Source organism: Undibacterium sp. TC4M20W (assembly GCF_049340245.1).
GTDB lineage: Bacteria > Pseudomonadota > Gammaproteobacteria > Burkholderiales > Burkholderiaceae_D > Undibacterium.
Map to the genome: position 1 here is coordinate 36552 of NZ_JBMPPI010000033.1, position 24979 is coordinate 61530.

The window sequence follows — 24979 nt, forward strand, 5'->3', positions numbered from 1 at the left end:
TGATTTATTTATCTGGTCCGGACTGCATCGACGACGCGTGCTCCCTAGCTACTCAGCGCCGCTTTTTCTCTTCCGCCAATTGTTCCTTGTGCTTTTCTTTCCATTCACGCTCGCGGGCATCGATGACAGACAGTTCATAATACTGCGCATCTTTTTCGCGCCGGGCAATGTCCAGTTGTTGCAGGGCGGCGGCGAGGTTATTTTCTATGCCGTAGGCCTCGGCCAGGGCAACATGCTGGGCGGCTTGCTTACCTTGGGCGGCATAGACTTTGGCCAACAGGTTGTAGAGTTGCGCTTCTTGCCGGTACAGTACGATCTGGTCACGCAAGAAAACAGCCGCCTGCTCTTCTTTGTTGTCTGCCAGCAGCGCCTCGGCATATTGCACGGCCACACCGCGTGAGAGCGGCAGATCACGCATGGCTTTTTCTGCCTCTTTGACGGCGGCGGCAGTTTGCTTGTCGCCGATCAGGATGTCGATGGACATATCGACATACATATTGCTATAAGTGAGCATGCTTTTGTATGCGGGTATCTGTTCCAGCATTTTGCGCGATTGATCCAGCAATTTGCGGGCGGTAGCAAAGTCCAGGCGCTTGTAGGCGACAAAGGCCTGCCCGTATTTGGCAGTGATCTGGTCTTCGAGCTTGCCGGTTTTGGCCTGGGTGTCAAAAAAGGTGCTGGCATCCAACAGGCCCTGGGTGCTGCTGTCTTGCAATACCCTGATCCTGGCCTTGGTGAGCAAAAACTCCAGACTATCTGCATGCTGGCGGTAGCGCTGCTCTGACAGGCGCGATTGTATGTCGGCTATCCTTTCGCTGGTCAGTGGGTGGCTGCGCAAAAACGGTGGCAGGTTATCGTTATAGTTGCGCATGGAACTTTGCAGGCGACCAAAAAAATTGACCATGCCCGACGGGTCAAAGCCAGAGTCCCGCAAGATCTGGAAGCCTACGCGGTCTGCCTCACGCTCGGCATCACGGCCAAAATTCAATTGCTTTTGTATCGCCAGGCCCTGCCCGCCAGTCGCAATCGCCATTGCAGCATCAGGGCTGGACCGCGCAGCCAGCACGGCCAGTGCCAGTGCCGCCAGCGGGATGAGAGCATCGCCACGCTGGCTGGTCAGCATGCGGGCGATATGGCGCTGGGCCACGTGACCTATCTCATGGCCCATGACCGAGGCCAGCTCGGACTCAGACTGTGCCGCCAGGATCAGGCCAGAATGAAAACCAATAAAGCCACCAGGAAAGGCAAAGGCATTCAGCACCGGATCACGCACGGCAAAAAACTCAAAATTGAAATTGGTTTCGCCACGGGCATCTGGCCGCGCTTCCAGCATTTTGTTGCCAAGGCGGTTCAGGTATTCACTGACCGGGGCATCGTCCATATAGTCAGGGTCGCGCCTGACCACGCTCATGATTTGCTCGCCGAGCTTGCGCTCTGCCAGCGGCGACAGGTCTTCACGCGAGGTGTCCCCCAAAGTCGGCAGGTTTTGCGCCTGGACCAGTGCAGGCGACAGATTGGCACTCCCCAGGCCAACTGCCAGCAAGACCGCCAAACGCAATGCTGACAAGGCTGGCAGGCGAAAAACACGTCGCAAGGGGTTCTCAATGCTATGATACTTGGACACTAATAGCTTCCTTATTTATCAGGACTTACGAAAAACCGCCCTAGCTGCGTTGCAGCTCCCGCATCTAGCAATATTCGGTACTAAAGTACTGTCTTCGTCGCTACGGCATCGCTGGGGTTTCAGGCAACATGTTGCCTGCCAGCAAAGCGACCATCCCACACTGGGGATGGTTCTCAAAAGCGATAGCCTTGCTGGGACAATTTTTCGTAAGTCCTGTTCTAGTTTTACAAGTTTTTTACACAATTATGAGCACAGATACAAGCAAAACAGAACAGTCCCACGAATTACCAGCCAAACTGACCCATTTTGACGCAAGTGGTCAGGCTCATATGGTGGATGTTGGCAGTAAAAACAATAGTCACCGCATCGCCATCGCCCATGGGCATATCCGCATGCAGGCAGCCACACTGGCCATCATCGAGCAGGGCAATGCCAAGAAAGGCGATGTCATCGGCATAGCCCGCATCGCCGCCATCATGGCTGCCAAACGCACCAGCGACCTCATCCCACTGTGCCACCCGCTGGCACTGACCCGCGTCACTGTTGATTTTAGCATTGATGCAAGTAACAACACTGTTACATGCGAGGCCCAGGTTGAAACAGTGGGTAAAACCGGTGTCGAAATGGAAGCCCTTACCGCCGTGCAAGTTGGCCTCTTAACAATTTACGATATGTGTAAAGCTGCCGACCGTGGAATGGTCATGACCGATATACGAGTGCTGGAGAAGCACGGCGGCAAATCCGGCGACTGGGTAGCGGATATCGACAAATGACAACAAAACCAGCCACTTTGCTGGCGGTGGATGTGCATTACAGTAGCGACGAAGCTGGTGAAAGCGCCTGCGTTGCCGGTGTCGTCTTCCACAACTGGGATGACGACAAACCGGCAAAAACCTGCATCAGCCACATCAACAGCGTGGCCAGCTATGTGCCTGGTGAATTTTACAAACGCGAGCTGCCCTGCATCCTGCAATTGCTGGCGGAACATGATCTGCAGCCAGACTGCATCATCATCGACGGCTATGTCTATCTTGATGGCACCAGCAAACCCGGCCTGGGCTGGTACCTGCACGAGGCGCTGGCTGGCAAGGTCAGCATCATCGGCGTTGCCAAGTCCTCTTTCTCGGCGATAGATGCCTCGTTCGGCATCTGCCGGGGCGAGAGCATCAAGCCCCTGTACATCACCAGCCTGGGCATGGACCTGGCTACAGCCCAGGCCAGCATCGCCGCCATGCATGGCGAATACCGGCTGCCAACTTTGTTAAAGCTGGTCGATCAACTGTGCCGTGAAGCGGGGGATAAGCCTGCTGATAACAACTGAAGTTCTGACCTTGAGCTCAGAGATGTCAGACAAGCAGCATCACCACCAAGGACAGCAGCAGATTTATAGAGAAACCAGGCACAATGAAAAACAGCATACTCATATTGTCTTGCCCCGCCTGCGGAGAAACCGCCTGCTCTGCCAGCCACAAAGCCCTGACCACTTTGTGCGGCTTGCCCGTGCGATGCAACAACTGCCATCGCAGCCTCAGCTGCCACTGGCACATTGCTTTTGTTCTGGGAACGCTGACAGCAAACAGTTGGTTTGGTGCCGCTATTTTCTGGATACTTGCTTATAAAACCCTGGCATTGATTTTTCTGTTTCTGCCCATAGCTGCCGCCATACCGCTTGTATTGCGTGCCAGATTCTATGAAAGAAAAAAGCGGCGTTTTTTTCGGAACAATGAATTGTTGTAATCAGCATCCTATGGGCTGATTTTTAAAATGAGACAAACATGCCAATATTTACCAGTTGGGGCCTTAGAGACGCCCATATGCCATCAACCCTTGCCGCAGGCGAAGACCCGCCTTGCTTCAATGACGGCACACCAGAACCAGATTGCGAACAATTGTTCTGGCGCATAGAGGCAGCCACTTGGGAAGAAGCAATGGCCATCTATCACCTGCGCCAAGGCTGGGAGCCCTATAACCCTGGAGTAAAAGCCATGCCCTGCCCCGAATGCGGTTCATTGTTTTATCCCGAAGGAAGTGGGCAGTGCTGGAAGTGTGAGAAACGGATTTGCTGATAAATTGAGGTGTCTATTTGATGCCTGCTACCTGGAAACTAAAATGCTGTCGGCCGCTGACGATCGCAGAAGATTTTGTGCTTCTCTGAGAATAACTTTGGCTTCAAACACTGGCAAAACGGTGCTTGTTTCTATAAGTTTTAATGTACTCTCATCTGGAAACAAAGCATCGATTTCGCCTATTAGTTCGGCAGAGTCTGGGCTTTGCAGATAACGAGAAATCACCTCGTCGTACCATAGCCAGCTTTCCTTGATTTGGTGATTGAGGATGAGAATATTAAGTTGCCGAACGCGCTCTGCATTCAACGAAGATATAAGATCATCGACTACGAATCGCAATTTTTATTTTTCATCGTTCATAATTTAAGCAGTTTTTCTAAATTGTTCGCGTCCTCTGATTTTTGAAGTATATCAACAGATAATTTCAAACGCCCGATTCGCTTATTTAATCTGCTTCCAATAGCCGAATGACACTCGCTCTGGCAGAACGAGCACCCAAACTGAGCCATCATTAATTTTTTCAAAAAATACTGCCTGCCCCATTTCATCGATTGGAGGGGCATACCAGGATGGCTCGGGAATTGATTTAATTTCTTTGTTGCCAAGCGCTAGATCAATCGCTTGCTCACATTCAGCACAATCAGCCCGACTCTTAAATACATAAGATTTTTGCAGCATCATCTAAATAGTTTGTTAAACCGACGTGGCAGTTCATATACTATGACTGTCGGGGTGATTGGGTAAAAATTAAATAGTAATCGCGTGATGTGCATTGCAACTCTCAACAGAAATATGTTCAAGCCCAAATCGGCCTATTGGCAAAGCGCTTTGTATTCCCGCGGCGAGCATTGCATTACACGTTTGAAAGCGGTGCTGAATGCGCTTTCAGATTGATAACCGAGTGATGGTGCGATGACAGAAATTGTATCATCCGAATTTAAAAGCCTGTCACCTGCAAGCAGCATACGCCAGCGTGTCAGATAATCCATTGGCGACTCGCCCACCAGGTTTTTGAATTTCATTGCAAAGGTGGATCTGGACATGCAAGAACGGCTGGCCAGACTCTGTATAGTCCATTTATGTGCCGGGTTCTCATGCATGGCACTCATAGCGCCACCTATTTGCTTGTCCGCCAGTGCATAAATCCAGCCTGCGCCAATGTCTGTACTTCCTGTTGCGCTTGAAGCCTCTGCCCTCTCAAACAGAAAAAGTCTCAACGCCTGAACGAGCATGAGAGACGAAAGGTATTGCGCAATCAAAGTGCCACCGGGCTGCGGTTCTCGCAGCTCTTGCATAATTTGTTCCATTGACTGGCGCAGGGTGTTTTTGTCTGACTCTTTGCGGATATGTACGATAGTTGGTAAAACGCCGAGCAATATGCTTGCGTGTCTGCCAGAAAATTCAAAGAAACCGCCTAATCCGTAACAGGCACCACCACCGTTGTAAGTAACCAGCCCGCCTTCTTTTACGTCAGAAAATATGGTCTTCGCATCAGTAGTTGACAGCGTGGGGTCACTACTAAGAGTGACCCCGTGCCCACCGGGCAGCAAAAAACAATCGCCTTCTTTGAAAAGTACTGCCTCAGGAATATCGTCCAAAGTGAGCCAGAATTGACCAGAAAGCAAGACATAGCAACGTATCCCCTGTCGTGGTTCGAAATGGATAGACCAGTTACCGCCCGCGTCCAGCCCGTGAAACATATAGTTGCGGGGTTTGAGTAGTGCCAGAGTATCGGAAAGTGGATCCATCATCTTCGGACGATTGAAAAGATAAAATGGACTATAGAGCATGGATCGTCCCGTTGCAAGCACTTATTATCAACACATCGACAAACTATCTGGAGAAAAAAATGTTTAACCGCCCCGCTTGCCTGGTCAGTTACTTTGCAGCCTGGAATTCACATGGCATAGACGAGATCCGCCAACATGTCAGCGATGCATTCGGCACCAATACCCGGTATTTTGATCCACACCGTGTTGCCACAGGCGTTGAAGAATTTTCAGCCTGCCTTGCCGAGTTCCGCACTCAACGTCCTGACGCAGAGATAGTCTGGACTTCAGGAGTTGACTCCCACCACCATTTGCATCGTTACACCTGGGAAGTGCGCATAGCAAAGCAAGCCATCGTTGCGGGCTATGATGTAGTTGAAGTCGATGTGGCAGGGAAAATCGTCGCAGTATTTAGTTTTTTTGGACCACTTCCTGACATTGGCTGAATATAAAAGCGCATGCGAAATAGTAGCGGCTTTAATAGGGGCGGTCTTACATCAGTCCCCCTCCATAATAAGTAAATACATAAATGCAAAACCCTCTTTGCATTCGCTGAGATGCTTCAGGGGCGTTCGTACAACAGGTAAAAAAAACGGTCGCAATCCCTTACGACCGTTTTCCCTACAAACTCAGCAATATCACTTCATCGTAAAACTCTGCTGCCCGGTATCGACTGCATAGTTTTTCGCGACGTCCCAATAAGTGAAGCTGTATTTGACCAGATCCCCTGTCTTGAGCCCGCTGGCTGCGTAGCTGTTGTTGCCATTGGATTGTGTCATGCGAAAGTTTTGCTGGCCGCCGGAGTTGACTGTGTAATGCACGTCTGCCCACGACGACGTGTTGATACCAAACTGCAGTGTGCTTGCGTTAATTTGCGTGGCGCTGGCTGAAACCGGAGTTGGAGTCGGGGTGGGCGTAGGTGTCGGGGTTGGAGTAGGCGTTGGAGTAGGCGTTGGTGTCGGTGTCGGAGTTGGCGTGGGTGTTGGTGTTGGTGTTGGTGTTGGTGTTGGTGTTGGTGTTGGTGTTGGTGTTGGTGTTGGTGTTGGTGTTGGTGTTGGTGTTGGTGTTGGTGTTGGTGTTGGTGTTGGTGTTGGTGTTGGTGTTGGGGTAGGAGTCGGCACACCAGTATCCCAAATAATATCATCGACCGCCCACTGGAAAGTGCTACCCGGCAGACTGCCATCGACACTGAAAATCTGGAACAGATCAGACATCGATTGCAAGGCGATCAGGTTGCCTGCGAGTGCAGAAATGGGAATGGTTGCGGTGCCCCAATTGCCGTCGCGTACCAGGCCATAGCTCGCCACGCTTGCGGGGAAAGTGACCGAGCCCTGATTGGTGTAAGTATCACCGATGCCGACTTTGAAGGCGACATTGGCGGGTATTTTTATCCTGAATTTCAGCGTGCCATTTCTGTAATTGCTCATGTCACGCACCTGGCGCGATTGTATGCTGCTGCCAAACCACTGGTTGGCAGCAGTGTAATTCCAGGCGATGACATTGCTGCCTTCATACGGTGCGGTAGAACCTGCCGACATCGACGCCTGGTTCCAGTTCCACACGTCAGAGCTGACGCCAGCCGTCTGTTTATTGTTGACTGCGGTCAGGTCGGTGAACACGCCAAATTTGCCCACCTCGGGCACGTTGGGGTTGCCCACTTTCACCGTGCCTTTACCATCGAGCTCATACACCCGTACGTAATCGACATACATGGTGCCAGGCAAAGGTGTGGTTACTTGCGCTGGCGTTGCAGCGTCAGTGAAATTGCCACCTACCGCAAGATTAAACAGCAGGTAATATGGTGCCTGCAACGAAGTTGAATTGACAGGCAAAGGGTTTTGATACATGTCGCGCTCCACACCATTATCGGTGACGGTAAAGCGCATTTGGGTATCAGTCCAGTACAGGCGGTAGGTGACAAAGCGGTTGATCAAAGGCGTCGTGGCGATATACCAGTTCTTGGTTTGCCACGCGGTCGAAGCGGCACAACTAGGGTTGCCCGGCACGCAGGCGGCGTCCTGATAAGTGATGACGTTTGAGCCTACATAATTATTGATCGCCGGGTAGCCAGCCAGCGCCCGTCCTGCGTTGCTATGCCCCATTTCCATAATGTCGATCTCGCCGTTGCGCGGCCAGGTTTGCGGGCTGGTACCCAACATCCAGGCGGCAGGCCACAGCCCTGTTCCAACTTGTGGTGTGCTGATACGCATCTCCACCATGCCGTACTGGACCTGTACTTTGCCCGCGGAAGAAATTTTTCCAGACGTGAAGACGTTGCTGCCTATGACCTGGTTTTTTGCCTGAATTGCCAATGCACGCGTACCAGGTTCAAACGGCACGTTTTGTATCGAGATATTGTTAGGGCTGTAGTATTCCAGTTCCTGATTACCGTAGCCGCACAAATTGATCTGGCAGCCATTGCCATCATAGGCAGTCCACAAACCTGTGTTGAGGCTGGTGCCATTAAATTCTTCTGACCAGATCAGTTTGCCTATCACAGGATTAGTGACACTGGCACAGGCTTGCGAGCCATAAGCCAGCAAGATGCTGGCCGCGATGGCGGTGAGTGTGCTACTGCGTTTTTGTTTGTTGAGACGATAGTCCTGCCGATTCATCATGCCTCCGTTATTTTCAATTTTAAAAACAGGGTTTAGACGGATTGACATGGAAAAACGCTGTCAACAACGTCTGTCTGAGCTATGTGTAAAGACAATTGATATCAATTCCCGAATCGACTTCCATTTAATTCACATTTTTTGGAAACGTTTCCATTCTAGAATTTAATAGTGATATTATTTTTATTTCTTGTCAATGAAAATTTTACATCTAAGGGTTTTATTACTCAGAAAGCAACATTACTATCCAGGCGGGTGCAAGGCGCTTATTGTGTGGCTGGGAATGGGCTATCAACGGTGAGCGATACCGGCAGAACGAAAACGGAAACGGGGTTATAACCAAATCCGATAGCCACAGATCTGCCCATCACTTCGACGCAACGGGGGTACCGAGATTCTTCTGGAGTAGCTGTGCTAATGGGCGAAATCCAGCTTTATGTTTCGCCAGATACACATGGGTGAAGCTGCGATTCACGCAAGTACACGTTGAAGCAAAAGGCACGACGGCATTCTGAAACAAGCGTGTGATGGCGCAGTAAATATTATCGCGGTGTGTTGCGAGTATGTTGTTCAGCTACTTGACTGCCGGAGGCTAATGGGTGACCCCAATTTTCCCTTGAGCACTGCTTAAGTAGCTAATAGCACCTTCTCGGCATCACAAAGCAAATCAAACGCATATGACAATCTAAAAGAGCCTTCTATAGGCTCCATAGTGTTTACGGACTCCAAAGAATTGAATACGATTTGAATCTTCTGAAAAACGTCTTCAATATATGGGTTCATCATGTCACGTCCCCAATATCGGCAATCCATGTCCTGAATGTCGTCTCCAATTGAATAATAAATTCGTTTGTTAATAAATTCAGAATTAGCATTGGTTAATTTCCGAGGAACAACAATGTTTGTTGAACTTAAAGGAGCATCTATCATTTCAATAATTTGTTGGGATGAAGAGGGTATATCCTGTAATGAAAAAAACAATACTTTAGATGAAAATCCATTTAAAACCGCCTCAAAAGTTCCAAATCCTTTCTTCCATTCACTCCTCCTTAAACAATATTTAGTATTCTCTGACATGCTGCTAGCGCCATATAACCCGTAAAAAATCGCCGAGTTATCTCCAAAGACTGAAATACCAGCCAATAAACCATAGGCGATTTCCCCAACTTGTGGAAAGCTTGCACTTATCACTGTTGCATCATGCATAAAGCTTTTGGCAACAAATGTCGCATTTGAGGAGGATATAAATTTCTTTTCTTTCGGAGCAAAAAACATTGCCGAACTACCGTTTGCATCCTTTTCCCAATTTATTAATTTCATAGATATCACTCATTTTTTTGGAGGGCAAAAATGGTCAATATGTCCTTCATAAGATGGATTGCCTTAGCCATGACGATCCACACTCCAAATATTACCTTTCTTATCGACAGCAAGATTTCTCTTGGAGTCTCCTCTCCCATTATTTTTAACATCATGGGGATGTATCCCTTTTGTTTCCCAATAGCTGTCGTCAGTAACGGTAATTTTTCCTTCAGGCTTTTCTGGAATTTCTTTTTCCTCGTCTTTGCCTTTTTCCTCGTCTTTGCCTTTTTCATCAGCTTTATTTGCCATCCAAGCAGCAGCGCGTAGGGTGCGTTTCAACGCACCACATGAAGGGCGTGAAAATACTTGAAGCACGCAACCCGGATAGATAGGCCCCATGGCCTGCATGTAATCGAGCAGTGTGTTGCGAGTATGTTGTTCGACTACTTGGCGACTGGGGGCTAATGGTTGACTTCGGCTTTTTGCTCTCTTGCATTAATGTTGGGAATTCATCAATTTCCAGCTCATTCTCGACCACTTGAGCGTGGACATCGATGCAACAAGTATTGCACCGATCATTCCAAATATACTTTGCACTGGCTCTCCAACCGCAAACCAAATTACCGTCGTTGCCATTGCTATCAATGAATATAAAATTACTGCGATTTTTTTCCACCTCCAAATACCGGCGATTGCCAGTAACCTAAGGAGAGAGGCAATTAGCAAACAGTAAGCGGACCAACGTGGGTATTGAAAGATTAATCGTTGCCATGACAATCCATACACTACTACCATGGCTATCGCCGCTATCGTCAGAACAACCAGGATTAAAGTGAAAGAAATTCCTCGATTAGCCATATCAACAAAAGGCTGATCCGAACTTTTTTCATTATCCTTTATTTCCATGTCAGCCTCACTTCATTACAACTACTAAAATTGCAATTTAAATTTCAGCGCGTACGGTGCGTTACAACGCACCACATGAAGGGTATGAAAATACTTGAAGCACGCAACCCGGATAGATAGGCCCCATGGCCTGCATGTAATCGAGCGGTGTGTTGCGAGTATGTTGTTCGGCTACTTGACTACCGGGGGCTAATGGGTGCCCCCGGCTTTGTGACCCCGCGCCCCAGTTATTGCCCGCCTGGTTTGAAATGTATGAATGTCATACCTTTCCCCTTATCCAAGGCCGAAATCACCTACCTTTTGCATACCGAACGCATTGATTCATTACTCACAACTGGCCAAAAGAATTTTCTTTCATACCAATCTTCAAAATTAAGATTTATCGTTTCGGCTATAAAAATACCTTTGCTATTAATTTCTGCAATTGAGCCAAATACTTTCCCAATGTGGTCTCCTTTTATTGCGATGAAACGCTCTCCTTTTATATTCTTGAAACAAGCAATCCATCCTCTACCGTCCATCCCAGTTCCCACAAGAGCTAAATCACCATATTCATATTTTTCCAACACTCCCAATGTCAAAGTTGCAAATGAGGAAATGCACACCAATAGTAGAATTAGCGTGACTGCTAGTTTTTTGGGCATTTGCATTGTTTTGGACTTCCCATCGGAACAGGACGTGATTTCGCGTCTTTCCCGTTGTTCCATTTTAATATTTGTTTGTAGGTAATCTTTCCTTCAGCGGGTAGGGTGAATTAAAACGCACCACATGAAGGGCATGAAAATACTTGAAACAAGTTCACCCGGGTAAATACTTCCTCTGGTCTGTTTCTGTCGAGCGGTGCGTTGTAACACACCCTACTGGCTGACTGAGCACTGAACAAAGCAAGCGACAGGACGCTTACATACTCCTTGAAAAATTCTCTGGGAAAATCACGTTCAAAGGTTCTAAAGGTAACCCAGAACGACCCACATGCTCATTCATCGAGTCAATTTCGTGTTCATATTGTTCTCGGTCAAAAAAATATTGAAGTGTCTCATTCCACATCTCTATTTTCCAGCACACAATCGTATCATTAATTTCAACCTCAACCCCTTCCCAACCACCATCTTCAGCTATGCCACAGGCACATGTAAATATTAAGTAGCGAGCGGTACCAAGCTTACTTTTTTTCAACTCATCAAAATAGATTAACGAGTCTTTAAAATGCTCGTTTTCATCAATATCTTCACCATCAATTACAGCTTTGACGATCGCAACATCGCAGAAATTAATGCCGTGTTTAATCTGATGTCTTCCATCAGATAATTGATCTAAATATAAAATTAAAGTATTCATCTAATTTTTCGAATGCCTGGTAGTACAAGCTCGGGTCAGCGCGAAGTATGCGTTACAACGCACCACATGAAGGGCATGAAAACACTTGAAGCAGGTTCACCCGGATAGATACTTCCCCTGCCCTACATCTGTCGAGTGGTGCGCTGTAACGCAGCCTACTGGCTATCTTTCGGACCGAAGTCTTCAAACTTCTGGCGGCGACATCCTCGATACCGAATCAATCTCTACTGAAGCTTGAAATTTAGAAAGTAACTCTATAGTTTCCCTCGACAATGAAAATCCGCAAGGAGATTCATTGTCATGAAATTCGCAAATGATCGTCACGTGAAAATGTGAAAATGCACGGACTTGATTGAGCGCAGGAAGTATCACTTCGTACTCTCGCAAAAGAGGCACTATCGAATCTGTTGGAAACGACGTATACGATGCTCTACGGGGAGTGCGCCATTGCCAAGACTTTGGGTCGCAGGAAGATTTCAATTTACTACCCATCTCATATACAATCGCCTCAGAAAGACTAACCTTCATCGAAAAATTTTTTATTATTTCTTCAGATGCAATTAATCCAATATATAGCTGGCTCCTCACTGCTCATTCTTTCATAAAAGATAGGCTCACGCATGCGGCGTTGCAACGCCCCCCTACTGGCTCTGATTAACGCAACCACACGTTGAAGAAAAAGACTCTCCGGCATTTTGAAACAAGCGTGCGATGGTGTAGTAAATTTTATCGCGATGTGTCGCGGGTATGTTGTTCGGCTACTTGACTACCGGGGGCTAATAGGTGACTCCTGCTGCAGTTAAAGACCTTTCTATCTTGCAAAGGTATAGATAAATATCTTCGTTAGAATGCCGCAAATTTGGAAGAAGCGATAGAAAATCATATTCCGGATTTTTAATCGCCCACGCTAATGCCTCAAAAATTCCTTTTAGCTCTTCTTCGTCATAGACTTCTTGCAGAGACCGTGAATCTTCTACAGACAGTCCCGCAAAGTCAGCTACGTCATCAATATAATATAAGTTATATATAGGTATTCTTAAGAAATTTATATTTATGTTCATTAGAATCCTGCTCCTACTTTTACGTTGTTCAAATTCACACCATTTCCACGCAGCTTATTCAAGAATTGATTCAACTGCTTAGCGCGTAGAGTGCATTGCAACGCCCCCCCTACTGGCTACTACATTTAAGACATAGTGCTTAATTTATTTGCGCTTCAAGTTTTAAAATGGCTTGTTTGAGAAGCTTTGGTGAATCGTCACCCCAATCATCAAGTAATTGCTTTAATCTCGGCAATGCTTTTTTATCTCCTAAATTACCTGCTGCTTCAAAAAGCTCAGCATTTATTTCGTCTTGATTTAACTTATCAATTAACACTGACAGTATACGTAGGTCTTGCCATCTCGCTAGTGCGCAGATGATATTTTCCGACGCTTCGTCGTCCGTAGTAGTAACTAATTCAAACAAGCGATTTCTCACATCAAGAGAGCTAACGTCAAGGAGCCTTAAGCCTAGAATAGCCCAAGAAGCTACCTCATCATCTGCGTCATACGTCAACTTCAATAAAGGGACGGAGCCTCTTTTATCGTGAATATTACCAAGCGCAAAAGCAACGCAAGCACGTATTCCTGCGTCTTTGTCGTTTGCGGCATCTGCCAAATATTCAAAACAACTATTGTCCTTAAGATGACCAAGTGCAGAGATCACTTCTGCTCTCACGCTCAAATCAATATTTTTTTTCGCCAAATCAACTAATAGTGGCACTGTCTCTGCTGAGAAAGGTCGATCAGGAGTACCTAATTGCCCCAGGCAAAATACCGCAACTTTACGATACGACTCGTTCTCGCATCTAAGAAGATCAGTCAAATATATAAAAGTCTCTCTTGATGCACCTTTAAGTTGAAGATATTTAGCAGCAGTATATTGCCGAAGTATATTCGTTACATTCAACTCAGCGCGCAATTGCTGGAGGCTAAAGGACTCCATTTCCTTCCAGACTTCAAACTCCATATCTTCGAGACGTGAATCATTGGGATTCATTATCAATTCCTTTATTGCATTGCGATCATGGGCACTTCTTGATCTTATCTTTTGAGGCACTAGATGGTCTGCAACGCGGACGGTGCGTTATAACGCTCCCTGCTGTCTAATCTGAGTTACGTGAGCTGGCTTTTTCGACCAATTCGATGGCGTCAGTATCAACGGCAATTGCGTGAACTTCCGTCGCCCCATCTTGCCTTTTCCAAGTCAAACTTACCCACACCAGACCATCTTCATAGATATCAAATACAGGCAAGACTTGACCAAGCATTGACGAAACATCGGCATGCTCATCGCCAGCCAATCGCTTTAGGATAGAAGGGCGAATACGTAATAAACGAACTAAATCATCATTCTCAACAATATTGCCAAATCTATCTGATCCAAGGTATTTTTTCATTTTTCTCAATTTTATTAGGATTGTAATTGTGAAAGCAGAGTCAGGTTTTACTTTGCGACATTTATGGGTTGTTCGACATTTTTGGGTTGTTTGTAATCTCCGATGTACAAGTACAACTCCAATATGGCTCTCGTGAAAATGAGGATTTTTTCTCAAATGCCAGCACTACCCTACTCACAGTGACATATCCAGTAGGGTGCTTTATAACGCACCCTGCTGGCTGGTCGGTATGACTAAAGTTTAGGAGCGTCCGTCCCCAAAAAAAAGTGCCCGCTCCACAAGCTTGCAGAGCAGGCACCTATTTCTGCTACTTCTGTCTCTATATCAATTGCCGCAAGAGCCGTTACCACTCGCATCTATATAAACAACGCTGCCGGCATTACACATTTTCATGCCACTGCTTGATTGCACCCAATTGGCACCAGCCAGGGTGCAGCTGCTCAAATAGCCATCGGAACGCAATTCCAGAGAGGCATTTTCTTTACATGTGTATGGCACCACCGTGTTACTGCCATAGCGGCCATAGACATTGATGGGGCTTGCCAGGGTGCAGCTGGACAGATACCCATCCTCCTTGATTTCTACCAGACTGTTCGCCTTGCATGTATAGAATTGCGTGCCATTTGGAGCGTTATGACCGCCCACCTGGATATTGTTAGTGATAATGCAGCGATTAAGAAAACCGTCGGCATAAATAACCACTGGCTGACTAGAGGAGCAGGCATAAAATTGCGCGCCATTGCCCCCCGTCTTGCCCTGAAGCTGAGTGCCATCCGCCACTGTGCAACTTTGCAGATAACCATTGTCATATAGCGTCACCAAATGCCCGGCCTGGCACAGCACGTTGCGTGACGGTATATCGTAATACTTGTTATACGCTGGCATCTCCGTTGCCGCGATGCTGCTTTGCGTCGCAAGCAAACCAGACAGCGTTAAAACCGAAATGGCGCGATATTTACTAATTGCAAAAGTATTCATCATTTTCCTTAAACATAGATTTAAATTAAAAACTGAATTCTCAATAAGTGACATCATGTTGATGATGTTTGCGCAACTAATTTCCGTATTGCAATTATAAATTAGTTCACTTTTCTTATATTGTCAAGTTTATAATTTTCGTATGTTAAAGATGCCCAGCTATTCGCTCATGCAAATCCTGCGATACGATGACGAAACGTAATCGTCGAACAGGCGCAGCCATGAGGCTTAATGGCTGTTCAATTTTATTGGCATGTAATCCATGAAAATAGAATGCTCAATGATTTGATTCAAAACCAGATATCAAAACCAAGTTCTATTTCTAGCAGACTTAATGCTGATAACGTGGAAACATCGAAGTACGGGCCACCATTTCCACTCTTTGACTCCCAATAACAATAAATGTCTGCCGACCAACCATTCTCGGCAAGTACTTTTAATGCTCTTCTTTTATCCTTGAGATCAGAAACCAGCTCCCATATATGAGCCCTGATATCTTTAGAATTCAACCTATCTTTAGTAGATAAAAACCAGCCGCTAATCGTGTAAAAAGCATCCCGTTTAGGAGCGCCAACAACCTGGTATCTAGTTGGCACAAGCTCCAATTCACTTGTAATTTCATCCGGGGATTGAGTTGCATGATAAAACCTTAGCGTGGCATAACACCTTTTACAGCTAGTCATTGAATGCTTGAATTGCGGTGGGGACAGCGTGAAATTTGATGATGTCATGAGAAATAGCTGCTTCTTTAAAGAAAAAATGAGGTCAGGCGCGTGGGGTGCCTTGTAACGCGCCCTGTTGGCTACAGCAAGCAGCAACAGCGCATTACTCCCACTGTTGCTGCGTTCACAGCATCATGAACACTGAACAGGGCAGCAGCATAGTCTGACGCCGTTTTACAAACTACGCTGCGGCAACTGCGGCATCAAGCAGATCAGGGCGCGCAGTCAGTTTCTCGTGGTCTATTTTAAGCGGGTCAACTTGCCACCAATCAGGAACCCAAACTGACATATGTTCAAATGAACGGCATCTTGAACACCATTCCCAATAGCTGCCTGATCCTTTGACCTTTATCCCCTGTATTTCGCGCGGCTCGGCCCTTCCCAGCGCAAAATATCTGAATAGCGAATTTGCGCCACAAACTGGACACGCGGCTGCTAAGTGCATACCTTCACTCGGTGGAGATAACTGAAATATATCTTGCCATTTCTTCGAGTGCTCCAACGGCACTCCTTTCCATTCCAATTCTAACATTTATCGATTCCCCCTAATCCAATCCTCAATTGCATTTCCAGAACCATATACGCTTCCATCGCCAGGCCTAGAGAAATCATTACCATGTGGTTTATCGCAGCCATTTCTATTTGCGCCGCGAAGAAAATCACGTGCGTGACTCAACTCATGCGCAATGGTGTTCACTATGACTGCTTCACCGTTCATTACAACGCACCACATGAAGGACATGAAAATACTTGAGGCAAATTCGATCAACTCCACAATTGTAATGAAAGATACCCACAATTTTGAATAGTGATAACTTCAGCAGGATTTTATGCAGATTTGATGTTACGCCAGATGCACATCTGGCCTAAACTTTATGATTGAGAATCAATGCATTAAGTTCTTCTTCAAAATGGCATGCAGCCACAACTCTAAGCTCGTTCGCCCTTAATGCCGAAATGAATGAAGCCAATGAATTTATATATAACTGAGGGTCAATATTTTCATCATCAGGTTCTATTTCAAGATACAGCGGCCATTCAACAAAGTCATCTGGGTCTGCCATCACATTTGCATGCTCATTGACAAAAACATCTGCAGTAAAATACGGGCCATGCACCGACCTCATCTCAATTCCCCCACCAAGTATTACAGAAATAAGTTTTACTAAAGAGATGTAATTGATATTTCCATTTACGTAAACTTTACAGTAAAGATCCAGGGAGATGGACATCTCATTATGTTGTTCAACTACTTGACTACCGGGGCTAATGGGTAACACTGTCTTTTGGCTGGCCCCAATCGTTGGAAGTGAGGTGCCATGTGAGGATTCGACAACAAAAGCTCTCTTGGTTCGGCCATAACGCTGAACAAAAAAATACACGGAAACGGCTATCAGCACGAAGGCAATTTGAATAGCGCCTTTCACTACACCGCTAGTTCTTTGTTCAAGAAACGCTACAACGGGCGAAAGCAATAACAGGCAACCAAATGCCGAAACTTCGCTGAGAGATTTAATTTCGGTCCAGAAGCGCCTTTTCCGCCAGAGCCATTTGGTGCAACGCATCGCAAGAACGGCTATCGCAATAATAATGACGGAGGCAATAGCATCCCGAATTGGGGATGTGCCATAGCCGAGCATCATGATAGGCATGACAAAGCACACGACCATAAGAAAAGCTGAGATCAGGGACAAAGTACGCAGGATAAAAGTCATGAAAAGACCTAACTTTGTTATCAGGAAACAGTTTTAGCGCCTACCATCGCCACTTGCTTTCGTCATATGGCTCTGTGAATTTTATAAGCGCGTGGGGTGCGTTGTAACTCCGCCTACTGGCTGAGATATTTCTGGATTCTGGAGTAGCTGTGCTAATGGGAAAATTCAGATTTATGTTTGCCAGATACACATGGGCGAAGCTATAATTCGCGCAACCACACGTTATAGCAAAAGCCACGACGGCATTTTGACGGGGGCGTGTGATGGCGAGGTAAATCGTGAATCAATCAAGCTTAAGGTACATTTTTTGAACATAACTTCTGTTCAATGCCACGATCAATTCTAATCAAATATCCGTTAGGTCTAGATATAATTCCGGTTGTTGCAACAATTTCTGGAATGAACACATCTCTTCCACAAAAACTTACACTATTCTGCTTAAGATGAGATATCCAGCGATTGGATGTATCTTTTTCAAAAAACTGGATATCTTCAGTTTTTCCAGGTTTAATTTCGTAGCATCTTGTTTTCAATTCTGATCTGCATAAATGAATGGATTCATTCAGAGCATTTTCAATAGTGACCAAGTATTCTATCTTTTGCTCTCGAAGACAGGCAACCAGACCAATGCAAAAAAAGAACGCTATTTTAGGAACTCTTTGAAATAGAGATAAAGTTTTTGATATTGTCATGACTCGCCTTAGTTCTTTCATCTTGTTCAGCGCGTGGGGTACGCTACAACGCACCACATGAAGGGCAGGAAAATACTTGAAGCAGCCCCCCGGATAGATACCCCCTGGCCTACAGCTGTCGAGCGGTGCGTTGCAAAGCAACCTACTGTCTGGCTCACGGTCAGGGACTGTACCCATTTCTGCTAACGTTTATGCCTTGCTTTTTTTGCTTGAAGATGTCTTCAATTTTTGAGCCGGGCTGTCAAATTTCGCCAGTTCCTTTTCCATTTCTCTGGCCTTGTTTGTTTCATCGAGTTTTCTATAAACAGTGATGAGGGCCTTGGTGCACCGGATGAGAGGGTCTTTTTTGTTTACCTGCAAGGCGGCATTTTTTTCGTAGGCCAGTTCATAGAATTTTCTGGCATCCGGGAAGTTCGCTTTTGCCAGGTAAATTTCTCCTAGATACTCGTAGTAAGCAGGCAGTTCTTCATATCCATAGATTGAATCATCCTTGAGCCTGTTTATCAGCTTGAGATAGTATCCTTCAGCATAATCTGTCTGGCCATTGATTTTATAGACATAGGCAAGATTTGCCATTGCGCTTGTCACAGACGGATGCTCAGGGGCAAAAAATTTCTGTGCAATTTCATAGGCAGTCAGATAATTGTCTTCAGCCAGGCCAAATTCTTTTTTGCTCAAATACAGACGTGCCAGATTGCTGTGTACCTGGAAAATCAGTTTTTGAGAAAATTGCTGGCTTTTACTTGAAGCCAGAATTTGTACGTACAGCTCACGTGCTTTATCGAACTGGGCTTGTGAATGCAAAATTTCTGCCAGAGTCAGCATGGTTGTAATGCGTCTGTGCTCGGTCTCTCGCTGCTCATTCAAGAGCTTCTTCATTTCAACCGGGTTTCCAGACAGTGCTTTTATTTTTGTTTGCAACTCTTCCTGCCTGCCATTAAAAAACTCCAGTCTTTTTTCTGCAATGCGGATAGCTTCTTTGAGATTGCCGTTTTTGTAGTTCGCGACGATGTCCTGATCATACAAAGACCCGCCGTTGGAAAATCTGATGTCATTTCCGTTTAACTGTTTGATTTTTTCGAAGGTCTTCTCGCCCTTGAGAAACTCATTCGTCAGATACTGGCTGGCTGCGAGCAGATATAAATTTTCTGACAAGTAGCCTTTATCATTGACATTATTTTGCTCCAGGATAGCCACACTTTGCTCAAAAAACCCGGCTGCATTAACATAGTCTTTAATCGTAAAGTATGACTCGCCCATCAGGGCATTGGCTTCCGCTTTTTGGGCCGGGAGCAAGGGTGAACCCGGGCTGCCGCTATCCAGCAATGGCTTCAGCCTGGATTGTGCCAGGTCATATCTTTTGCTTTCCAGATACAATCTGGCGAGGCCGAGCTGGAATTGCATGTCTCGCTGATAAAAGTTCGCATTTTTCTTTGCAATGGCAGATCCCAGCAATAAATAAGACTCTGCATATTCGCACCAGCCTCTTTTTATCAGTGCTTTTGAAGACGTGTCGATTTCTGCAAGTGCGGCTTCTGCCATGTTCCAGTTCGACAGGGCAGCCTGATGCTTGCGTATCGCTTTTTCTGCGGTGCTGAAATCCTGGATAAATGTTTGCAGCGCCAGAGCATACAAGCGTCTTAATCCCTCGATGGAATCATCAGGTATGGCTACCAGCTCAGACATGTTTCTATCGGTCGTGGCTTTACTCGCGGTGCCTGTCCGGCGTATCTGTACTTTGCAATCTTTGTCTGTCAGTTTGCCCAGTTCTTGGGCCTGGACAGTGCCACAAGTCATCGCTGCGGCGAATAAGAAATAATTTATTTTTTTCATTCTAATCTCCAGACATACTGGAGCAAGTGTTTTTCTTGAAAAGGCTTACCACCTTTGGAATACGGGCGATAGATGCATCTCATGGTGGCCTGGAGGGTTGCATAATCCAGGTTGCGGAATCCACTAGTCTGTCTGATTTTTCCGTCGATGACGCTACCGTCCTTGCCAATGAGCATTTCCAGCCTGACGACGCCTGTTTCTTCATTACGCAAAGAGGCTCTGGGATATTCTGGCTTGCAGTTTTCGGCGGTCAGTAATTCACCGCCGACTTCTTCATCCATGAATCCGGGTTGAAAGCCGCTGTTTGCCGGTGTATCGGCATAGCTGGTGCCTGCACAGCACAGCAGAATGCCAATGGCAGGCAAGGTAGATACAAATTTCATGTGTTATCCAATAAAAGTCAGAGAACGATTTTACAATGTGGGCTTGTGTCAGGACAAAGGGGACTGATCAATTTTGTCCTGACACGGTGTGCTGGCAATTGACAACTCAAGTATCAAGGTGCATCCCTGGCTGGCATGGTCTCAAACACCGCCTGATAGCGCGGGTCTTGCTCGGCCTTGGCTTTCCAGTAATCATAATATTCTGGATAAGGTATGGGGTGCAGGCGTTGCAGGGTCAGCATGCTGCGGGCGGCTTTTTTGGGTTGGCCATTGAGTGCATAGACTTCGGCCTCGATATTGAGGATGTGAACAAAGCCAAAGCGTGGTGCCCAGGTTTCCATGTAGTTGATCTCTTCTGCCGACATGCCTTCGCGTGGTTTGATGCGGGTCAGTTTGAAGTATTCAAAGAACTGCGGGAACAGGGTGAATGCTGGTTTTTGCAGGAATTTTTCTTTCGATTCAAAACCTGAGCTCACGTCGCGTATGGACTTGAAGCCGGTGACCACGCGTTGATAATCAAGAGTGACAGCCGCCAACAATATGCAGCCGATGGCAAACCCGGCCAGCACGATGCCGGGCCTGACCACGGTACCGGCAGCAGGCCAGCGCAATTGATGCACCATGCCCATGAGCACGCCCACAGGTATCAGCACAAAGGCATACCAGAGCGGGAACTCGACCATACTGTGTACACCAACGGCAAACAGACTGAGGGTGCAAAACTGCAAGGCAGTACTTTTGGCGTTGTTTTCCGCAGTGCTTTTAACAACGGCTTTGTCAGTGGATTTGCCATATCTGATACAGGTCTGGTAAAACCACCAGCACAAGCCGCCCATGATGAGGATGGTGGCTGGCCAGCCCAGTTCGGCAGCCAGGTTCAGTGGCAGGTTATGGGCATGCTCGGCATAGGTGCTGGAGGTAAAGTCTGCTCCGACACTGACCTGGCCAGGGCCAAATCCAAACCAGCCCACACCCAGCCATGGGTGTTGTGCTGCGAGTTGCCAGGCGGTTTGCCACAGGCCGGTACGTTCAGAGCGGCCACCGACATGGTCGGCCACGGAGCCGCCAGAAAACCCTATGGCCTGGCTGATTTGCGGCAGGCAAAAGGTCAGCACGGCATACAGGGTGACCAGGGCCAGCATGGCGATGATGACGGGTGTGCCCTTGCGTTTGCTGGTGCCCAGCTTACTGGCAGTATAGGCAAAAAACAGTGGTACCAGTATCCAGCCTATGCGCGATTGCGTTAGTACCGCACCCCATAGCAAGAGCGCAGCGATGGCAATCGAACTAAAACCAGAAAATGTACGTGTGCGGTAAAAATGCCAGAGCCCTGCCAGAGCAAAAAAATATAACAGGGCGAGTTGATTGGGTTGCGCCACGTTGGCATAGGGGCGCATGGCGATAGCCGGGTCTTTGGCGATGTACATGACGACCGGCGTTGCATCCAGCCCCAGGATCTGGATATGCTGGAACACCAGCGACACCGATGCTGCCAGCAGGCTGGCGAGAGCAATCGCGCTCACCGCCATGTCCAGCCTGCCCTGCTCAAGCGCGAGGCTGCTGCCAAACACCATGGCCAGCGCAAACAGCAGCAGATACAGGATGGGGAGTGCAACAAAGCTGGCTGGCGTTATCATGCCCAGCGCCACCTGCAGGAGGATCAGCAGGATGATCGCGCCAGGCAAGGCGAGCAGTGCCGGAAAGCGCAGGCGCACTGTTGTTCTGGATGCAGGTGCAAACCCAGATTCAGATTCAAATTCAGATACTGAAGACGGGCGAATGACAAAAAACGCCATTGCACTTAACAGACCAAGACAGATGATCAGGTCGTGATAAAAAGTTCTGTACGGATGGATATGATAAGGATGTGCGTAGCTGAAAAAAATCGCTACCGCAAAAATGATCAATGCCAGCTTGCCTTCCTTTGCGGATGCCATTCGGGATACATTTCAAGAATTGGCCTGGCATGACTCATTGTGTATCAATGAGTCATGCCAGGCCGGGTAAGTATTGCATTTTAACTACATTTTAACTACATTTTAACTACATTTTAAGAGCGAGTGGCATGATGCCTTTGTAGGCCGCTGTTTTTGCATCAAGCACGGCAGGGAAAACCGATGCCCTTATTTTGATGGGTTGGTATTTGCAGGTTTTTTCATCGCAGTCATTCGATTTTAGCCATGACTGTATGTCTGCCTTTTTGTCTTCATTGTTTTTTTCCAGTACGGTGAAGTCCTCGGCGTTTTTAAGGATTTCGTCCTTCATGTCGGCATAGGGGATATGCAACTGCGTCAAATGGCCTTTGTTACCGCCAAAAGACATCATGGCGTTGACATTGCTGATATCGGCAGGATCGGTCGGTTCTTTGGTGCCGACCAGTTTAGGGCCCCATATCGGCAAAGTCGTCTTGCCTTTTGCCAGAGAACCGTCAGTAATCTCGGACGCCTGCACTACCTGGAATTCTTTACCCAGCGCAGCGATGTAGGCCGGGCGTGCTTCCAGCAAGGTGCTGACACCGTACAAAAAGGCAGAAACCTGCACAACAGCAATGACTGCCAGATCAAACACCAGCCCTTTCTTGCCCGGTTTGAACACCACCAGCGTCAGTGCTGGCCCCAGTACTACGTCGATACCAACGATGAGGAAGAAGATTTCATAACCGCCGATTGCCCTCAACATGGGCGTGGGGTACCACATATACCAACACATCATGAGCAAGCCGAGACCAACCATGCAGCTCAGGAAAAAATGCGTGCCACTGGCACGATAGCGAGATATAGATGTTTTCATAGTAGTTGACATGAATCGTAAAAAAATCCCGGAGACCCGGGTCAGGTTCTGTCACATCAGGGCATCTTGGTCTCAGATTGAATACCAAAGCGTTTCCATGGAGTTGACATCACCGACCGGGTATCGGTCAAAATCAAAGAAAAGCATGCATATTCTAATAAGTTTTTTCGCCATGATCAAGACTGGCGCGGCTTGCGCGACATGCAAAATCAGGATACGACGACGCGGTTCAGGATAAATATTTGCATCAAAGTCAATATTATTGCACACTAATGCGCGCTATCCCGGTCATAACTCTTACCCTGTGGTCTGTCGCAGGCATCCATCTTACTTATCATGAATGAAATAGAACCCGTACCTGCCTCCCCTCTGAAGAAGCTACTGTGGATGTTTTATTTCAATGCCTTATGGCTGTTCTTGTTGCTGCCAGCCTGCTTTGTCGCGGCCTATCTTTCCTACGACCTGGGCATCAAGAATATGCAGAACATGCCCTATCTGGTGGGACAACTGTTTGCACAAGCCGCTGTAGGCGCAGTTATATTTTACTATCTACTCTTGCGCAAGCGCGGCAAGACTTACCTGCTCTTCATCTTCCTGTTATTTTTTGCAGTCATGTATGTGGCTGGTGATATAGGTATGGACAAGCAACGGCAGCAAGCCAAAATCGCCATACAGTCGGCCAGGGAAGAAATGCAAAAGCTGAAGACCGCCGTTCAGCAGGACAATAACAGCAAAGATGGCAATCAATTGTCCAGTGTCATAAAAGCGGGCTCTGCCACAACACCCAGGGCAAGCGGGCAGTATGGAGAAATCGAGCGCTTACTGAAAGACATCATGATGGGTGCGGCCACTTTCAGGAATGATTATGTTCGCGATCTCAAGGCAACTGGCTGGGAAAATATTACCGACATCAAGCGCATCAGGCAAGATAAAGACATGCTTGAAAGTAAACGTATACTTAACGCGGCCAGAGCCGTCGTCAATAAATTTGAGGGCAATACTGAAAATCTGTTTGAGACCTACAGGGCCAAGATTAACGCACTCTCACTGGACGAAGAGGCCAAGCGAGGCTTGCTGAAGGGCTTTAACCGTAGCGCACAAAATTCAAAAAACCAGTTTGCCCAAAATTGGGCGCTGGAAAAGAAAACCATGCAGGAAGTCGAAGGAATGCTCACGCTACTGACTGACAAAAAGAAATGGAACCTCCAGGGTGAGCAAATAATTTTCTACGATCGTGTCGTTATGGCTCAATTCGATCAACATCAACAGCGCTTGCAAAGCATCAGTAAAGAACAGGATGACATGCAAGAACGCCACATGAAGAAGAGCAGTGACGCGCTCGACAAACTGGACAATATTTTCCAAAAATAAGAACCTGAAAATACATGAAAGTCTATCTCGACGACGAAAGAACAACCCCGGATGGATGGACGCGCACCTACTGGCCTGAAGACACGATTGCCTTGCTAAAAACAGGTGAAGTCACCCATCTTAGTCTGGATCATGATCTGGGGGACGACGAACACGGCACAGGCTACGACGTAGTCTTATGGATAGAAGAAGCGGTCATGACAACGGGCTTTATACCACCGCAGGAAATGCGCGTGCATTCGGCTAATTCTTCTGCCCAGCAAAAAATGGAAGCGGGCATACAGAGTATTCTGAGGCATCTGCAAAAGACTTAGAAGCTGTTGCGAAATTAAATTAAAGGTTTAAGAAAGTTCCAGCAAATGAGAGAACAAGCCAACGAAAGAAATGCTTCGTGTGTCATAGCTAGTTTCTCATAACGCATTTTTAGACGACGGT

Annotated in this window: 28 protein-coding genes; 6 read left to right on the top strand and 22 right to left on the bottom strand. The window is 47.0% G+C overall.

All coding sequences use genetic code 11. From position 1 onward, the window contains the following. Positions 1–52 precede the first annotated feature (52 nt). Positions 53–1594 (bottom strand): M48 family metallopeptidase, encoded by a 1542-nt coding sequence (locus ACO0LL_RS26200; protein ID WP_422953754.1) that lies wholly within the window; start codon positions 1592–1594, stop codon positions 53–55. Between the two features lie 275 nt (positions 1595–1869). Between ACO0LL_RS26200 and moaC the strand changes: the two genes are divergently transcribed. The 3 genes from moaC (at position 1870) to ACO0LL_RS26215 (ending at position 3690) form a co-directional block, all read left to right on the top strand. Next, a complete protein-coding gene (gene moaC / locus ACO0LL_RS26205; protein ID WP_422953756.1) occupies positions 1870–2397 on the top strand; it encodes a cyclic pyranopterin monophosphate synthase MoaC in 528 nt (175 codons plus the stop codon). Further along, complete coding sequence (locus tag ACO0LL_RS26210; RefSeq protein ID WP_422953757.1) at positions 2394–2945, top strand: endonuclease V; 552 nt, start codon at positions 2394–2396, stop codon at positions 2943–2945. The genes moaC and ACO0LL_RS26210 overlap by 4 nt, the downstream gene beginning before the upstream one ends. A 493-nt stretch (positions 2946–3438) precedes the next feature. Next, positions 3439–3690, top strand: a complete 252-nt coding sequence (locus ACO0LL_RS26215) for a hypothetical protein (protein WP_422953758.1) — start codon at positions 3439–3441, stop codon at positions 3688–3690. Positions 3691–3717: 27 nt separating this feature from the next. Here the strand turns inward: ACO0LL_RS26215 and ACO0LL_RS26220 are convergent, their stop codons facing one another. The 3 genes from ACO0LL_RS26220 to ACO0LL_RS26230 form a co-directional block, all read right to left on the bottom strand. Continuing rightward, positions 3718–4029, bottom strand: coding sequence for a hypothetical protein (locus tag ACO0LL_RS26220; protein WP_422953759.1), 312 nt, complete (start codon positions 4027–4029; stop codon positions 3718–3720). Between the two features lie 102 nt (positions 4030–4131). After that, complete coding sequence (locus ACO0LL_RS26225; RefSeq protein ID WP_422953760.1) at positions 4132–4371, bottom strand: hypothetical protein; 240 nt, start codon at positions 4369–4371, stop codon at positions 4132–4134. Between the two features lie 131 nt (positions 4372–4502). Beyond that, on the bottom strand, positions 4503–5480 hold the full coding sequence (locus ACO0LL_RS26230) for an AraC family transcriptional regulator (RefSeq protein ID WP_422953762.1): 978 nt from the start codon (positions 5478–5480) through the stop codon (positions 4503–4505). Positions 5481–5539: 59 nt separating this feature from the next. Here ACO0LL_RS26230 and ACO0LL_RS26235 point away from each other — a divergent pair, with 59 nt between their 5' ends. Beyond that, a complete protein-coding gene (locus tag ACO0LL_RS26235; RefSeq protein WP_422953763.1) occupies positions 5540–5905 on the top strand; it encodes a hypothetical protein in 366 nt (121 codons plus the stop codon). Positions 5906–6097: 192 nt separating this feature from the next. Here the strand turns inward: ACO0LL_RS26235 and ACO0LL_RS26240 are convergent, their stop codons facing one another. From ACO0LL_RS26240 to ACO0LL_RS26325, 18 genes are all read right to left on the bottom strand, one after another. Continuing rightward, positions 6098–8074, bottom strand: coding sequence for a glycoside hydrolase family 16 protein (locus ACO0LL_RS26240; RefSeq protein WP_422953765.1), 1977 nt, complete (start codon positions 8072–8074; stop codon positions 6098–6100). Positions 8075–8701: 627 nt separating this feature from the next. After that, entirely contained in the window at positions 8702–9394 is a 693-nt protein-coding gene (locus ACO0LL_RS26245; RefSeq protein ID WP_422953766.1) for a hypothetical protein, read from the bottom strand. Between the two features lie 63 nt (positions 9395–9457). After that, the gene (locus ACO0LL_RS26250) at positions 9458–9775 is read right to left on the bottom strand and encodes a hypothetical protein (protein WP_422953767.1); all 318 of its coding nucleotides are present in this window, start codon (positions 9773–9775) and stop codon (positions 9458–9460) included. A gap of 96 nt (positions 9776–9871) precedes the next feature. After that, positions 9872–10282, bottom strand: coding sequence for a hypothetical protein (locus ACO0LL_RS26255; protein ID WP_422953768.1), 411 nt, complete (start codon positions 10280–10282; stop codon positions 9872–9874). Between the two features lie 293 nt (positions 10283–10575). After that, positions 10576–10989: a pilus assembly protein PilP gene (locus tag ACO0LL_RS26260; RefSeq protein WP_422953769.1), complete on the bottom strand. Its 414-nt coding sequence runs from the start codon at positions 10987–10989 to the stop codon at positions 10576–10578. Between the two features lie 193 nt (positions 10990–11182). Further along, entirely contained in the window at positions 11183–11620 is a 438-nt protein-coding gene (locus ACO0LL_RS26265) for a hypothetical protein (protein WP_422953770.1), read from the bottom strand. 776 nt (positions 11621–12396) lie between these two features. Next, the gene (locus ACO0LL_RS26270) at positions 12397–12681 is read right to left on the bottom strand and encodes a hypothetical protein (RefSeq protein ID WP_422953771.1); all 285 of its coding nucleotides are present in this window, start codon (positions 12679–12681) and stop codon (positions 12397–12399) included. A gap of 139 nt (positions 12682–12820) precedes the next feature. Next, entirely contained in the window at positions 12821–13660 is an 840-nt protein-coding gene (locus ACO0LL_RS26275; protein WP_422953772.1) for a HEAT repeat domain-containing protein, read from the bottom strand. A gap of 106 nt (positions 13661–13766) precedes the next feature. Next, positions 13767–14060 carry a hypothetical protein gene (locus ACO0LL_RS26280; RefSeq protein ID WP_422953773.1) on the bottom strand — a complete coding sequence of 98 codons (294 nt, stop codon included), beginning with the start codon at positions 14058–14060 and terminating at the stop codon, positions 13767–13769. Between the two features lie 324 nt (positions 14061–14384). Continuing rightward, the gene (locus tag ACO0LL_RS26285; protein ID WP_422953774.1) at positions 14385–15038 is read right to left on the bottom strand and encodes a hypothetical protein; all 654 of its coding nucleotides are present in this window, start codon (positions 15036–15038) and stop codon (positions 14385–14387) included. Between the two features lie 290 nt (positions 15039–15328). Continuing rightward, positions 15329–15769, bottom strand: coding sequence for a DUF4279 domain-containing protein (locus tag ACO0LL_RS26290; RefSeq protein WP_422953775.1), 441 nt, complete (start codon positions 15767–15769; stop codon positions 15329–15331). A 172-nt stretch (positions 15770–15941) separates the two neighbouring features. After that, a complete protein-coding gene (locus ACO0LL_RS26295; protein ID WP_422953776.1) occupies positions 15942–16292 on the bottom strand; it encodes a hypothetical protein in 351 nt (116 codons plus the stop codon). Positions 16293–16626: 334 nt separating this feature from the next. After that, positions 16627–17475: a hypothetical protein gene (locus ACO0LL_RS26300; RefSeq protein WP_422953777.1), complete on the bottom strand. Its 849-nt coding sequence runs from the start codon at positions 17473–17475 to the stop codon at positions 16627–16629. Between the two features lie 293 nt (positions 17476–17768). Continuing rightward, complete coding sequence (locus ACO0LL_RS26305; protein ID WP_422953778.1) at positions 17769–18167, bottom strand: hypothetical protein; 399 nt, start codon at positions 18165–18167, stop codon at positions 17769–17771. A gap of 189 nt (positions 18168–18356) precedes the next feature. Then, on the bottom strand, positions 18357–20000 hold the full coding sequence (locus ACO0LL_RS26310) for a tetratricopeptide repeat protein (protein ID WP_422953779.1): 1644 nt from the start codon (positions 19998–20000) through the stop codon (positions 18357–18359). Further along, positions 19997–20383 carry an energy transducer TonB gene (locus ACO0LL_RS26315; RefSeq protein ID WP_422953780.1) on the bottom strand — a complete coding sequence of 129 codons (387 nt, stop codon included), beginning with the start codon at positions 20381–20383 and terminating at the stop codon, positions 19997–19999. Before ACO0LL_RS26315 ends, ACO0LL_RS26310 begins: the two co-directional genes overlap by 4 nt. Before the next feature lie 113 nt (positions 20384–20496). Next, complete coding sequence (locus ACO0LL_RS26320; RefSeq protein WP_422953781.1) at positions 20497–22320, bottom strand: Wzy polymerase domain-containing protein; 1824 nt, start codon at positions 22318–22320, stop codon at positions 20497–20499. A 106-nt stretch (positions 22321–22426) separates the two neighbouring features. Continuing rightward, positions 22427–23173: a hypothetical protein gene (locus ACO0LL_RS26325; protein ID WP_422953782.1), complete on the bottom strand. Its 747-nt coding sequence runs from the start codon at positions 23171–23173 to the stop codon at positions 22427–22429. A gap of 336 nt (positions 23174–23509) precedes the next feature. On the opposite strand from ACO0LL_RS26325, the gene ACO0LL_RS26330 reads away from it, so the two are divergent. Next, complete coding sequence (locus tag ACO0LL_RS26330; protein ID WP_422953783.1) at positions 23510–24544, top strand: hypothetical protein; 1035 nt, start codon at positions 23510–23512, stop codon at positions 24542–24544. A 14-nt stretch (positions 24545–24558) separates the two neighbouring features. Then, a complete protein-coding gene (locus ACO0LL_RS26335) occupies positions 24559–24858 on the top strand; it encodes a cyclic-phosphate processing receiver domain-containing protein (RefSeq protein WP_422953784.1) in 300 nt (99 codons plus the stop codon). Positions 24859–24979 lie beyond the last annotated feature (121 nt).